General features: G+C 74.7%; 3 protein-coding genes. All 3 read right to left on the bottom strand.

The features are described from left to right. Positions 1-2: 2 nt before the first annotated feature. The 3 genes from ACFYZR_RS20090 to ACFYZR_RS20080 are packed head-to-tail and all read right to left on the bottom strand — an operon-like array spanning position 3 to position 14,961. Positions 3-4,670: an amino acid adenylation domain-containing protein gene (locus ACFYZR_RS20090; protein WP_391912036.1), complete on the bottom strand. Its 4,668-nt coding sequence runs from the start codon at positions 4,668-4,670 to the stop codon at positions 3-5. Beyond that, on the bottom strand, positions 4,667-9,286 hold the full coding sequence (locus ACFYZR_RS20085) for an amino acid adenylation domain-containing protein (protein WP_391912034.1): 4,620 nt from the start codon (positions 9,284-9,286) through the stop codon (positions 4,667-4,669). Before ACFYZR_RS20085 ends, ACFYZR_RS20090 begins: the two co-directional genes overlap by 4 nt. Next, positions 9,283-14,961, bottom strand: a complete 5,679-nt coding sequence (locus tag ACFYZR_RS20080) for a beta-ketoacyl synthase N-terminal-like domain-containing protein (protein WP_391912032.1) — start codon at positions 14,959-14,961, stop codon at positions 9,283-9,285. Before ACFYZR_RS20080 ends, ACFYZR_RS20085 begins: the two co-directional genes overlap by 4 nt. Position 14,962 lies beyond the last annotated feature (1 nt).

Here is a 14,962-nt window from a genome sequence, read left to right as displayed (position 1 = left end):
CCTCAGCCCCGTCCCTGGTGCGGCAGCGGCCCCAGCAGAAGGCGCTTGAGGTCCTCGACGGGGCGGTCCGGGTCGTCCGTGACGGCCGCCAGCAGTCGCGGCCACTGGCGTGTCATCGCCGCCACCGCCCGGGCGTCGAGGCGGTCGAGCGCGTACAGCCACATGCCCCGCAGGGTCCCGGTGTCGTCCTGGCGCACGATGAGGGCCAGGTCGACGGCGGACGCCTCGAAGTCGACGACGACCTCCTGGAACACGTAGTCGTCGCCGAGCCCCAAGTCCAGCGGTTCGGCCGTGAGGCCGTGGAGGTCCAGGGAGGGCACGGTGGCGTTGAGGAGGTTGAAGGAGACCGCGGACGGGTCGTGGTCCTCGGTGACGACGCCGTCCAGGGCCCACAGCGGGGCCTCCTGGTGGGCGTAGGCGCTCAGCGTCCGCTCCCGGACCTGGCCGAGGAGGTCCCGGAAGGTCAGGGGGCCGGAGAGGTCGGCCCGGACGACGAGGTGGTTGACGAAGTAGCCGATCAGGTGTTCCGTCTCGGGCCGTTCACGGCCGGCGACGGGGAAGTCCACCGGGATGTCGTCGCCGCCGGAGTACGCGGACAGCAGCACGTCGAAGGCGGCGAGGAGCACCATGAACAGGGTCGCGCCCTCGCTCCCGCCGAGGCCGGCGAGGGCGTCGGCCGTGCCGGCGTCGAGGGTGAAGCCGCTGGTGGCGCCGGTGGCCGGCGGGACCGCCTGGTGTTCGGGGGCGGTGAAGCGCAGGGTGGGCGGCGGGTCGGCGAGCAGCTTCCGCCAGTGGTCGAGGTCCTCGTCGAGGGTGCCGTCGTCCAGCCGCTGCCGCTGCCAGGCCGCGATGTCCGCGAACTGCGCCTCCAGCGGCGGGAGTCCGGGCCCGCCGGTCCCCCTCACGCGGGCGCCGTAGTGCGCGCCCATCTCCTCGAAGAGCACACCGTAGGACCAGTTGTCGGTGATGAGGTGGTGCATCACCTGGATCAGGGCGTGCTCGTCGTCGGCGAGCCTGACGAGTGTGGCGCGGACCAGGGTCTCCTCGGCGATGCGGAAGGGGCGGTGCTCCTCGGCCTCGACGATCCGGCGCAGTTCCGCCGTCCTGGTGGCCTCGTCCATGGGGCGCAGGTCCACGACGGCCAATGGCCAGGTGCCGGTGGCCTCGGTCTCCTGGACGGCCGCTCCGGGCCGGACGACGACGCGGGTGCGCAGCGCCTCGTGGCGCCGCACGATGTCGTCGAGCGCACCGCGCAGGGCCGCCTCGTCGAGCGGGCCCCTGAGCCGGAGGGCGGTGAGGACGTTGTGGAAGGGGTCCTCGGCGTCCACGGGCTGGTGGACGTAGAGCTCCTCCTGGGCGAAGGAGAGCGGGACGCCGCCGGTACGGTCGGCGACGGGCACGGCGGTGACGGCCGGGGCGCCCCCTGTCTTCCGCTCGGCGATCCGGGCGGCCATCCGGGCCACGGTCGGGTTGTCGAACAGGTCGCGCAGCGGCACGGGGACGCCGTGGGCGGCGGAGAGCCGGGAGGCGAGCCGGGTCATGAGCAGGGAGTGGCCGCCCAGGTCGAAGAAGTCGTCGTGGACGCCGACGCGTTCGACGCCCAGCAGGTCCTGCCACGCCTCGGCGACGGAGCGCTCCAGGTCGTTGCGGGGGGCGGTGGGCTCCGGCCCGCCGTCGGCCGGGCCGGCTCCGGGCAGGGCGTCGTGGTCGGTCCGGCCGGCGGCGGTGAGCGGGAGTTCGGGCAGCACCACGACGGCCGAGGGCACCAGGTAGTCCGGCAGCCGCTCCGCGAGCCGGGCGGTCAGCGCGTCCGGTGCGGGGGTGCGGTCGCCGTCCGGGGTCACATGGGCGACGAGCCCGATCCGGCCGGAGCCGTCCGCCCGGGGGGCCACGACGGCGCGGCGGACCCCGTCGAGCCGGGCCAGTTCGGCCTCGGCACGTGCCGGGTCGGCGTGGAAGCCCCGGACGGTCGGCCGGTCGCCCGCGCGGCCGAGGAGCTCCAGGGTGCCGTCGTCACGGACGCGGGCCAGGTCCCCGGTGCGGTGGAGCCGCTCCCCGGGGGCGAAGGGGTCTTCGAGGAAGTGTTCGTCCGTCAGGTCGGGCCGGTCCAGGTAGCCGTCGGCGAGCCCGGCGCCGCCGAGGTACAGCTCGCCGGGGACGCCGGTGGGCACCGGCTCGCGGTAGCGGTCCAGGACGTGGGCGCGGACGCCCGGGGCGGGCAGGCCGATCGGCACCCGTTCCCCGGGGGCGTCTTCGGGGCACGTCCAGGTGACCGCGGCGGGCCCGGTCTCGCAGGATCCGTAGACGTGGTGCAGGCGGGCCCGCGACCGGGCGGCGAACCGCTCGGCCAGCGACGGAGGCAGCGGCTCCCCGCCGCACAGCACCCGGCGCAGCCCGGCGCACCGCGCGGCGCCGGGCCGGCTGAGGAAGAGGTCCAGCACCGAGGGGGTGAACTGGACGGTGGTGACGCCCTCGTCGTGGATGGTCTCCGCGAGCAGCTCGGGGTCCCGGTGGCCCGCGGGAGCGGCGAGGACCAGCGTCGCACCGGCCGTCAGCGGCCAGAGCACCTCGCTCACCAGGGCGTCGGCCGAGAAGGGCGACGCGTGCAGCACACGGTCGTCCGCGGCGAGGCCGTGGGTGTCCCCGAGCCGCAGCAGCCGCTCGTGGACGGCGCGGTGGGTGGCCGTCACGCCCCGGGGCGCCCCGCTCGTGCCGGAGGTGAAGCCGACGCAGGCGAGGTCGTCCGCGTCCGCCACGTCCTCGGGGGCGTGCTCGGGTTCGCCTTCCAGGGCGGTGCCGAGCTCGTCGAGGCACAGGGCTTCGGCGTCCACCGGGGGAGTTGCGTCCAGGACCCGGCGCCGCGTCAGCAGCAGGGGGGCCCGGGCGTCGTCGAGGAGGCGTGCCAGGCGGGGGTCCGCCGGGTCCACCGGTACGAGCGCGCCGCCCGCCTTGAGTACGGCCAGCGCGGCGACGACCAGCTCGGGCGAGCGCTCCAGGGCGATCGCGGCCAGGACGCCCGGGCGTACCCCGAGCCGTCGCAGGCGGTGGGCCAGCCGGTTGGCGCGCCGGTCGAGCTCCTCGTAGGTCAGGGTTCCGCCTCTGTGGCGGACGGCCTCGGCCCGGGGGGTGCGGCGGGCCCGCTCCTCGAAGAGCCGGTGGACCGGGCCCGGCTCCGGCCGCTCGGGGGCGGCGGTCGCGGCGCCGGGGGCCGGCCGGGGGTGTCCGGCGGTGCCGAGCAGCGGGATGCGGCCGACGGGCCGGTCCGGGTCGTCGGTCACGGCACGCAGGATCCGTTCGAAGAGCTCCGCGAGCCGTCGCGCGGCCGCCTCGTCGAAGAGGTCCGTGCTGTACTCCAGCCGGCCCCAGACCGAGCCGTTGTCCTCGAACATGTCGAGGAGGAGGTCGAACTCGGCCTTCCGCGCCTCGAGGGGTACCGGCTCGGCCCGCACGGGGCCCACGTCCCAGGTGGGCACCGGCACGTTCTGGTAGGAGACCAGCACCTGGAAGACGGGGGTGTGGGCGAGGGACCGCTCGGGCTGGAGCTGTTCCACCAGCCTCTCGAAGGGGACGTTCTGGTGGTCGTAGGCGTCGAGGCAGACCTTGGCGACGCGTCGCAGCACCTCGCGGAAGGAGGGGTCTCCGCCGAGGTCCGTGCGCAGCACCAGGGTGTTCACGAACAGCCCGACCAGGGGCTCCAGTTCGACCAGGGTGCGGTTGGCCACGGGGGTGCCCACGACGACGTCCTCGGTGCCGCTCAGCCGGGAGACCATGGTCTTGAAGGCGGCGGTGAGCGCCATGAAGACGGTGGCCCCCTCGGACCGCGCCAGGTCCTGAAGCCGCCCGAGCAGTTCGGGTGACAGGCGCAGCGGCACGGAGGAGCCGCGGTAGGTCTTCTCCCTGGGCCTGGGGAAGGTGGTGGGCAGGCCGGTCTCGGAGGGGATGCCGGCGAGCTGCCGGGTCCAGTAGGCGAGGTCCTCCTCCCAGGCGGCCTGGGCCCGGGCGTCGTTCTGCCACATCGCGAAGTCGGGGTACTGCACGGCCAGCGGAGGCAGTTCGGGGGCGCGCCCCTCGGCGAGCGCTCCGTAGACGGTCGTCAGCTCCCGCATGAGGACGTCCATGGACCACCGGTCGGCGGCGATGTGGTGGATGTTGACCAGCACCACGGCCTCGTCGCCGGCCAGGTCGAGGATCTCGGCGCGCAGGAGCGGCCCCGTGGCGAGGTCGAAGGGCGTGGCGACCAGCTCCGCCTCGCGCCGCTCGATCTCCGCGGGCACCTCCCGCGGGGGCAGGTCCCGCAGGTCCACGGTGCGGATGCCGGGCGGGAGGTCGTCGCGGACCTGCTGGACGGGCTGTCCGCCGGCCTCCGAGAAGACCGTCCGCAGCGCCTCGTGACGGCGTACGACCTCCTGGCAGGCGCGGGTGAACAGCTCCGGCCGGAAGTCCCCGCGCATCCTCAGGGCGGCCGAGATGACATAGGAGGCGTTGTTGGCCGAGAAGCGGTCCAGGAACCAGAACCGGCTCTGGGAGAAGGCCAGCGGTACGGGCGCCGCCGGGTCCTCGCGCGGCACCACCGTCCGCGACGGCGAGCGTTCGATTCCTTCGGCGCGCAGCAGGCTCTCCAGCAGCGCCCGCCGCTGGGGAGAGAGGTCGAAACGTCCGGCGGTGCTCACGGGTGCAGCCTCTTTCGTTCGGAGTTCGGGGTGCCGTCGCCGAGGGCCGCTTCGACCTGCTCGTCGGACAGGGCGCTCAGCCGGACCAGCAGTTCGGCGGTCTTCTCGATGGCCTCGCCCTGGGCGCCGTCGTCCACCAGGGCCTCGGCGAGACCGGCGACGGTGGGCCGGCTGAAGACGCGGTGGAGGGGGATCTCCGTGCCGAACGCGTCCCTGAGGCGGGCGACGACGCGGGTGCTGAGCAGGGAGTGGCCGCCCAGGTCGAAGAAGTCGTCGAGGACTCCCACCCGGTCCAGGCCCAGCACCTCCGCCCAGATGCCCGCCACGACCTCCTCCACCGCGCCGCGCGGGGCGACGTAGGCCGAGCGCAGGTCCACACGGGCGGTGTCGGGGGCGGGCAGCGCCTTGCGGTCGGTCTTGCCGTTGGGGGTCAGCGGCAGGGCCGGGAGGAGGACGAACGCGGAGGGGATCATGTAGTCGGGCAGCGACTCCCCGAGCGCGCCGCGCAGCAGGGGGACGAGCCGGGCGGCCCGGCGGCGGTCCGCGCCGTTGACGTAGGCGTCCCAGCGCGGGGCCGGCTCCGGCTCGGGCCGCCGCCGGCGCGGGGCGGGCGCGAGGGGCCGGCCGTCGCCGTCGAGGCGCCGGGCGACGAGGTCGAAGGCGCCGTCGGCGCCGTGCCGGGTCCAGTCGAGGTCGATGCGGTGGCCGGTCTCCCGGCCCAGCAGCCACAGTTCCTCGGGGTCCGCGCCGTGTTCCCGGGTGCCGGCGGCCGGTTCGGCACGGAGCTCGGCGACGGTCGCCAGGGGTTCCTCGGCCATCCGGCGCAGGATCCGGGTGACGGGGAGCAGCCGGGCGTTGGGGACGTCCCGGACGGCGAGGACGTCGGGGCGCCGCTCGGTGAGCAGGGTGCGCAGGGCGGCGACGGTCAGCCCCTCCTCGTGCCAGTCGAGCCACTCGCCCTCGGGGTGCGCGGCCTCGGCCCCGTCGGTGTCCGCGACGGTGAGCAGCACGTCGTAGCGGAAGCGGGTCATCTCGTTGCGGTGCGCCCCGCGCTTGGGGATCACCTCCACGTCGGTGACGGCGGGGGTCCGCGCCGCGACGGCGGTGAAGAATGCTGGGTCGATGACCAGTTCGCCGTCGTCCGCCGCGGCCCGGTCGACCCGGGCCCGCAGTTGTCCGGCGGTGAGGTCCGGGGCCGCGCGGAAGAGCTCCACGGAGCCGTGGAAGGCGTTCAGCAGCGGGAGGCTGCGTACGTCGCCGACGACGAGCGTGCCGCCCGGCGCGACGCGCCGCAGGGCGGCCTCGATCACCGTGAGCAGGTACCGCTCGTCGGAGAAGTACTGGACGACGGAGTTCAGGACGACGACGTCGAAGCGCTGCTCGGGCAGTGCGTCGAGGTCGTGGGCGGCGCGCTCGAAGAGTTCGACGTGGCCGAGCGACCGCTCCGGCGCGCTCGTGCCCCGCCGCAGCCGGGCCAGCGCCACCGCCGAGACGTCGGTGCCCCAGTACCGCTCGCAGTGCGGGGCGGCGCGGTGGAGCAGCAGGCCGGTGCCGCAGCCGACGTCGAGGACGGAGCGGGGCCGCAGGCCCAGGACGAGGCCGGCGGTGTTGTCGACCCACTCGCGCATCTCCTCGGCGGGGATGGGCGCTCCGGTGTAACTGCTGTTCCAGCCGCGGATGTCGAAGGCGGGGTCGGTATCGACGGCGCCGTCCTCGGCGCCGTCACCGGTCCGCGCCGCGTAGGCGGTGTCCCAGATGCCACGCCACTGCTCCAGCCGCTCCAGTTGCTCGGGCCGGGTGCCGCTCGCCTCGTCGTCCGGGTCGCCGGCCACGACGTAGGCCACCAGGCGCTGGTCGCCGGGGGTGTCCTCGCGGACCGTCACCACCGCGTTCTCGACGGTGGGCTGACGCTCCAGGACCGTTTCGATCTCGCCGAGTTCGATCCGGTAGCCGCGCAGCTTGACCTGGTGGTCCAGGCGGCCCAGGAACTCGATGCCGCCGTCGGTGCGGCGGCGGACGAGGTCGCCGGTGCGGTAGAGGCGCTCGCCCGGGCGGGAGGGGAAGGGGTGCGGGACGAAGCGCTCGTCGGTGAGCTCGGGGCGGCCCAGGTAGTCGCGGGCCAGTCCGGCGCCGCCGATGTACAGCTCGCCGGGGACGCCGGGCGGCACGAGCCGGCCCTCGTCGTCCATGACGTGCAGCTCGGTGTTGGCGATGGGCTCGCCGATGGAGATCCGCTCGTGTCCGACCCTGGCGACCGACGACCAGATGGTGGTCTCGGTGGGCCCGTACATGTTCCACAGGGTCACGCCGGTGGCCAGCAGGCGCTGGGCCAGTTCGGCCGGCAGCGCCTCGCCGCCGGCCAGGGCGCGGAAGTCCGGCCCGCCCCGCCAGCCGGCCTCCAGCAGCATCCGCCAGGTGGAGGGCGTGGCCTGCATCATGGTGGCCCCGGAGGCCGCCAGGGCGGCGGCCAGGCGCTCCCCGTCGGCGGCGGTCTCCCGGTCGGCGAGGATGACGCGGGCGCCCTCGGCCAGCGGTAGCAGGATCTCCAGCATCGAGATGTCGAACGCCAGCGTGGTGACGGCGAACAGGGCGTCATTGGGGGCGATGCCGGGCCGTTCCGCCATCGACTTCAGGAAGTTGGCCAGTGCGCCGTGCGGTATCCGCACCCCCTTGGGCCGCCCGGTGGAGCCGGAGGTGTAGATGACGTAGGCGAGGTCCTCCGGGCGGGCCTCCTCCTCGGGGGCGGCGTCGGGTTCGGCCTCCAGCTCGGCGGCGAGCTCGTCCACGCACAGGACGTCGGCCCGTACCGGGCCCAGGCCCTCCAGCACGGACCGCTGGGTCAGCAGCACCGGCAGGGCGGAGTCCTCCAGGGTGAAGGCGATCCGGTCCGCGGGGAATCCCGGGTCCAGGGGCACGTAGGCGCCGCCCGCCTTGAGCACGGCGAGCAGGGCCACCACCATCTCGGGGGTGCGCTCCATGCAGATGCCGACCAGGACGTCGCGGCCGACGCCGAGGCGACGCAGCCGGTGGGCCAGCCGGTTGGCACGCCGGTCCAGTTCGCCGTAGCCGAGGACCTCCTCCCCCGCGCGCAGCGCCTCCGCCTCGGGGGACGTGGCGGCCCGCTCGGCGAAACGGCGGTGGGCGAGCAGGGTCCCCGTCCACTCGCGCCGGGTGAGGTTGCCCTCCTGGCGCAGCCGCAGCTCCTCCTCGGGCGCCAGCATCGGCACGGTCCCGACGGCCTGGTCGGGGTCCGCGATCAGGTTCTCCACCAGCAGCTCGAGGTGGTGCGCCATGCGCTCGACGGTGATGCCGTCGAACAGGTCGGTGTTGAACTCGAACCAGCCGCTGAGGCCGTCCGGCCGGTCGAAGACCTGGAGCTCCAGGTCGAAGCGGCTGCTGGTGCTCTCGACGGCGACGGGTTCCATGCGCAGGCCCACGCCGTCGAAGGAGGGCAGCGCGATGTTCTGGTACATGAAGGAGACCTGGAAGACCGGCGAGCGGGACAGGTCCCGCCGCGGGTGCAGCTCCTCGACCAATCGTTCGAAGGGCAGCTCCTGGTGGGCGAAGGCGCCCAGGGAGACCCCGCGGACCCGGGCGAGCAGCTCGCGGAAGGTCGGGGCGTCCGACAGGTCGGTCCGCAGGGCGAGGGTGTTGGTGAAGAGCCCTATCAGCCGTTCGACCTCGGGGCGCCCGCGCCCGGCGACGGGGACGCCGACGACGATGTCCTCCTCCCGGCTGTAGCGGTGCAGCAGCACCAGGAAGGCCGACAGGACGGTCATGAACGGGGTGGCGCCCTCGCTCCGGCTCAGTTCCCGCAGCCGGTCCATCACCGGTCCCGGGACGGCGAACGGGCGGGAGCCGCCGCGCATGCTCTGCGTGGCGGGGCGGGGCCGGTCGGTGGGCAGTTCCAGCGTCGCCGGGGCGCCCTCGAGCGTCCGCTTCCAGTACGCGAGGTCGCCCGCGACGGCGTCGCCGGCCAGCCGCTCGCGCTGCCAGACCGCGTAGTCGGCGTACTGGACCGGCAGCGCCGGCAGGTCGGGTTCGCGTCCCGCGCGCAGCGCCCCGTACAGCTCGACCAGTTCGTCGAAGGCCACGGAGGTGGACCACAGGTCTCCGGCGATGTGGTGCATGGCCAGCAGGAGGATGTGCTCCTCGGGCGCCAGGCGCAGGAACTTCATGCGCAGCAGCGGCCCGGTGCCCAGGTCGAACGGGCGGGTGAACTCCTCGCGGGCGAGCTTGCGGATGCCGTCCTCGCCCTCGGGCCCGCGCAGGTTCTCGCAGGCGACGACGGTGACCTCCACCTCGCCCGTCTCGGCGACGTACTGCACCGGCTGCCCGTCGGCGTCCTCGAAGGTGGTGCGCAGGGACTCGTGGCGCCGGACCAGCTCGGCGCAGCTGCGGCGCCACACCTCCAGGTCGAGGGCGCCGTGCACCCGCATCGCGCCGGGGATGTTGTAAGCGGCGTTGCCGGGGGTGAGCTGCTCGAGGAACCACATGCGCTGCTGCGAGAACGACGCGGGGAAGGTGCGCCGCTCCTTCTTCCTGCCGCGCAGCCGTTCCGCGAGCAGCGCCCGCTTCTGTTCCGGTGTGAGGTCCGCCAGGCCGTTGGTGCTCATGCGTTCTCCCCCTTGTCGCCCCGCTCCTTCGGTGCGTCCGCGTCCGCGGCGAGCACTTCCAGGAGCATCGCTTCCACTTCTTCGTCGGACAGGCCGTCGAGACCGTCCGGTTCATCGCGCCGCAGGGCCCGGATGCCGTCCTCCGGGCGGGCGCTCCTGCCCCCGCCCGCGGCGAGCAGGGCGGCGGTGCGGGCCACGGTGGGCCCGTCGAAGAACTCCTTCAGGTCCAGCTCCGCGTCGAACCGGGTCTGGATCTTCGCCCCGATCTGGACGGCGGCCAGCGAATGGCCGCCGAGGGCGAAGAAGTCGTCGTCGGCGCCGATGCCCTCGATGCCCAGGACCTCCTGCCAGACCGCCGCGACGGCCCGCTCCATGTCGGTGGCGGGCGCGACGTAGGGCGTGGGGAGGTCGGGGCGGGGGTGGGTACCGCTCGGCGGCGCGATCGACTCGGCCTCGCGGGCCAGCAGTTCCGGTGTGATCGACCGGGCCAGGCGGCGCGCCTCGGGCAGGTCGTGGTGGGAGACCACGAGGTGCTCGGGGAGCTCGGGCGCGGCCAGCAGCCGGGCGAACGCGGCCACGCCGTCCTGTTCGGTGATGCCCTCGGCGAGGGTGCGCAGGACGCCGGGGGCCGGCCCGTCCCCGCCGGCCCGGTCGGTGGTGGCGGCCGCGGTGGCCTGTTCGATCTGCTCGATCATGGCGTCGACGTCGTTGATCCGCTTGAGGGTGAAGTCGCCGATCGCCACCAGCGGCCGGCCCTCGGGGTCGAGGATCTCGATGTCGCACGTCAGGGTCTCGCCCGCGTCGCCGGATCCCTTGAGCCGGACGTCGCAGTACACGGTGCCCGTCAGGCCGGCGGAGATCCGCAGGCTGCCGTAGGTGAACGGCAGGTAGTAGCCGCCCTCCATCTGGATGCGGGCCGACACGCCGGCCACGTCCAGCAGCGCCGGGTGGAGGCCGTACGCGTCGAGGTCGCCCAGGAAGGCGTCGTCGAGCCGGAGTTCGACCAGGAGCCGCCCCTCGCCCACGTGGACCCGGCGCAGGCAGCGCCAGCGCGGTCCCAGGGTGAAGTCGATGCGGCCGCCCCGTTCCAGCAGGTTGAGCTTGAACAGGCGGGAGAGCTCGCCCTGTTCCTCCACGACGGGCGCGTCGCCCAGTTCCCGCCGCAGCGCGCCGAGGTCGCGTGCCCGGCTCGCGCCGGGGTCGTGGAAGGAGACGGCTCCGACGGCGTGCGTCTGCCAGTTCGCGGTGTCGCCGGCGGCGTCGTTGCTGCGCACCGTGAAGCGGAGGCGGCCGTCGTGGGGTTCGACCGTGGTGTACAGCCGGCGGGTGCGTCCGTCGGGCACGATGACGGGCAGGGCGAAGAGGACGTCGTGGAGTTCGATGTCCCGTCCGCCGGCCTGCTCGGCCACGGCGGCCCGGACGAGTTCCAGGTAGGTCGTCCCGGGCACCAGACCGTGTCCCATGATGCGGTGGTCGTCGATGACCCAGGTGTCGGCCGTGCTGAGCGTGGTGGTGTAGGTGCGGCTCCCGTCCTCTTCCCGGACGAGGCGCCGGAGCAGCGGATGGCCGGTCGGCTCCCCCTCCGGCTCGTCGCCGCCGAGCCGTGCGGCGAGCCCGGCGGCCATGCCCACGCCGCGCCAGGTGTCCCAGGCGACGGCCGTCACGGGCAGGCCGGTCCGGCGGCGCTTCCACTGGGCGTAGGCATCGAGGAAGGCGTTGGCCGCGCAGTAGTCGCTCTGGCCCGGGCCGCCCAGGAGGGCGGTCAGCGAGGAGCACAGGACGAGGAAGTCCAGGTCGTCGCCGCAGACCTCGTCGAGCACCAGGGTGCCGTGCGTCTTGGCGGCGAGCACCTGGTCGGCGTCCGTCCCGGACTTGCCCGCGATCATGCCCCGTGAGGGCAGCCCGGCCGCGTGCACGACTCCGTTGAGCGGGCCGTGGCGGCGCAGTTCGCCGACGGCCCGGCGGGTCTGGCCGAGGTCGGTGACGTCGGCCCGCAGTACGACGAGCCGGGCGCCCGTCTCCCGGATCCGCCGCAGCCTGCGGATCCGGGCGGAGGTGGCGTCCTGGTCCCCGTGGGTGGACAGCCACGCGTCCCAGTCCTCCTCGGCGGGGAACGGGGAACGGCCGAGCAGTCCGATGACGGGCCGGTCCGCGCCGCGGGCCAGGTGTTCGGCGAGGGCGAGGCCGACCCCGCCCAGGCCGCCGGTGACGAGGTAGACGCCGCCGTCCCGCAGCCGTGTCCCGGCGCCCTCGCCGAGGGGGACGGCGTCGAAGTCGCGTGTCCACCAGTGCCGTCCGCGCAGGGCGAGTTCGCGCTCCTCGACGGGCAGGCCGAGGGCGGCGCGCACGGCGTGGAGGGCGTCCTCGCCGGGGTCGAGGGGATCGGTGCCGGTGATGTCCAGGGTGCGGCAGACCGTGCCGGCGAGCTCCTGCGGGATGACCGTGCAGGCGCCGAGGAGGGTGGCGTTCTCCGGCTGGAGCGCCTCCTCGCCCGTCACCGCGTACAGGCCGCGGCCCAGCACGTCCAGGGTGAGCGGTGCCGACGGGCGTACGTCGCCGACGGCCTGGGCGAGGGCGAGGAGGCTGTCGAAGCCGAGCCGCCGGGCCTCGTCGAGCCCGGCCGCCTCGAGGCGCTCCGCCGGCGGGGCGGCGGTGCTCCACAGGTGGACGACGCGAAGGGACTCCGCGCCCACGGCGTCGAGGGACTTGAGCAGTTCGGCGAAGTGCTCGCGGCCGGCCGGGGGGAGCGTCCAGACGCGCTCGTCGTCCCGGTCGGGGCCCGCGTCGTCCCCGGCGGCGACGCGGAAGACGGTGGCGCCCTCGGCCTCCAGCCGGTCCGCCAGCTCCCGGCCCAGCCGCAGGTCGGTGCCGAGCACGGCCCACACGGCGGGCCGCGCGGGGACGGGCCGCCCGGCAGGCCGGGGCAGCCGCTTCCAGCCGGGGGTGTAGAACCAGTCGTCGAGCGGGGCGGCCGGCCGGGCGGCGGGCCGCGGTTCCCGGTCGGCCGGGTCCGGGTCGATCCAGTAGCGCCGCCGCTCGAAGGCGTAGCCGGGAAGGCGTAGCAGCCGGCGGTCCTCGTCCGCGAAGTAGGCGGACCAGTCGACCGGCACCCGGGCGCTCCACAGCCCGCCGAGGCCCTCCAGCAGGTGTGCTCGGTCCTCGCGCTTGTCCCGCGGATGGCGCAGCGAGCCGAGGGCGGTGCGGCCGTCGTGCCAGGCCCGGTGGCGGCGGGCGAAGTCGACGAGGGTACGGCCGGGTCCGACCTCCAGGAGCACCAGGCCGGGGTCGGCGAGGAGGACGTCCAGGGCGTCGGCGAAGCGCACGGTACGCCGCAGGTGCTGCCCCCAGTACTCGGGGCTGGTGGCCTGTTCGTCCGTGATCCAGGTGCCGGTCACATCGGAGACGAAGGGGATGGCGGGCGCGTTCAGCCGGACCCGGCGGACCTCGTCGACGAACGGGGCGACGGCCGCGTCCATGCTCGGCGAGTGGAAGGCGTGCGAGGTGTGCAGCCGGCGGGAGGGGGTCCCGGCGGCCTTCAGCCGCCGCTCCAGCTCCGCGACGGCCTCCTCGGGGCCGGAGACGACGCTCAGCCCCGTGGAGTTGACCGCCGCCAGGCACAGGCCGGCGCTGTCGCGGATCAGGTCCTCGGCCTCGTTCTCCGGCAGGAAGACCGTGAGCATCGCGCCGGGGGGCATCGACTGGACGAGCCGGCCGCGGGCCGCCACCAGGCGTACGGCGTCCTCCAGGGAGAAGACGCCCGCCAGGCAGGCGGCGACGTACTCGCCGACGCTGTGACCGGCCATGGCCTTCGGCCGCACGCCCCAGGAGTGCCACAGCCGGGCGAGGGCGTACTCGACCGTGAAGAGCGCCGGCTGGGTGAGCGCGGTCCGCTCCAGCCGGGCCGCGGCGCTCTCGCTCTCCGCGGGCGGGGCGAACAGCAGCCGGCGCAGGTCCTCGCCGAGGTGGGGGGCGAACAGCTCGGCGCACCGGTCGAGTTCGCGGGCGAAGAGCGGTTCGTGGTCGTAGAGGCCGCGGGCCATGCCGGGGTACTGGGCGCCCTGGCCGGGGAAGAGGAAGGCGACCGGGGCGTCGCCGTCGGAGCCGGCGGCCGCCGGGGCGGCGCCGGCCAGACGGCGGAGGCCCGCGACGGCCTCCGCCCGGTCGGCGGCCACTACGGCGGCGCGGGCGGCGAAGGGCCGCCGGCCGCGGGCGAGGGTGTGGGCGATGTCGCCGAGGCCGAGGTCCGGGTGGCGCTCGAGGTGGTCGGCCAGCCGGTGCGCGCCCGCGGCCAGGGCGGGGGCGGTCCTCGCCGACAGCGGGAGCACCTGTACGGGCCGGGAGGGCCCGGCGGGCACCGGCGCGGGGGCCTCCTCCAGGACGACGTGCACATTGGTGCCGCCGATGCCGAAGGCGCTGACGCCGGCGCGGCGCGGCACCCCGTCCCGGGCGGTCCAGGGGCGCAGCGCGTCGTTGACGAAGAACGGGGTGGTCTCCAGCGCGAGTTCGGGGTTGGGGCCGGTGTAGCCGAGGCTGGCCGGGATGGCCTTGTTCTTCAGGGCGAGGGTGGTCTTGATCAGGGCGGTGACGCCCGCGGCGGCGTCGAGGTGCCCGACGTTGGTCTTCACCGACCCGATCGCGCAGTATCCGGTCTCCGAGGTGTGTTCGCGGTAGGCCCGGGTGAGGGCGGCGATCTCGATGGGGTCGCCCAGGGCGGTGCCGGTGCCGTGGGTCTCGACGTAGCCGACGGTGGCGGGGTCCACGTCGGCCACGGCCAGCGCCTCGGCGACGACCTCGGCCTGTCCCTCGACGCTGGGGGCGGTGTAACCGGCCTTGAGGGAGCCGTCGTTGTTGACCGCCGTGCCCCGGATGACGGCGTCCACACGGTCTCCGCCGGCGAGCGCGTCGTCGAGCCGGCGCAGCACGACGACGCCGGCGCCGTTTCCGGCGACCGTGCCGCCGGCGGACACGTCGAAGGCCCGGCAGTGTCCGTCCGCCGAGAGGATGCCGCCCTGTTCGTGGAGGTATCCGCTCTTGAGGGGGACGGAGACGGAGACCCCGCCGGCGAGGGCGATGTCGCACTCCCCGCCCAGCAGGCTCTGGGTGGCCAGGTGCACCGCCGCCAGGGAGGTGGAACACGCGGTCTGCACGGTGAGGGCGGGGCCCTTGAGGTCGAACTTGTAGGCGGCCCGGGTGGCCAGGAAGTCCTTGTCCCCGGCGATCAGGGCGCGGTGGATGCCGGTGGAGTCGAGGATCTCGCGGTTCCCGGCGATGTTGAACAGGAGGTAGGAGTTGAGGCTGGAGCCGGCGAAGACCCCGATGCGGCCCTCGAAGCGGCCGGGGTCGACACCGGCGGACTCCAGCGCCTCCCAGGCGCACTCGAGGAACACCCGGTGCTGGGGGTCCAGCAACTCGGCTTCGCGGGGGCTGTATCCGAAGAAGCCCGCGTCGAACCGGTCGGCGTCCTCCAGCACCCCCTTGGCCTTCACATAGCGCGGGTCGCGCAGTTCGGCCGGGTCGACGCCGGACTCGAGGAGCTCCTCGTCCGTGAGGGCGGCGATGCTCTCGCGGCCCTCCGCGAGGTTCCGCCAGAAGGTGCCGACGTCCGGAGCGCCCGGGAAGCGCCCGGCCATGCCGGTGATCGCCACCTGGTTCGAGTCGTCCGCTGTGTGTGGCACG

Origin of the sequence: Streptomyces sp. NPDC001678 (genome assembly GCF_042892945.1) — a bacterium.
In the GTDB taxonomy this organism is placed as follows: Bacteria; Actinomycetota; Actinomycetes; order Streptomycetales; family Streptomycetaceae; genus Streptomyces.
The sequence above is the reverse complement of the archived record's forward strand: the minus strand, read 5'-3'. Positions and strand labels throughout refer to the sequence as shown.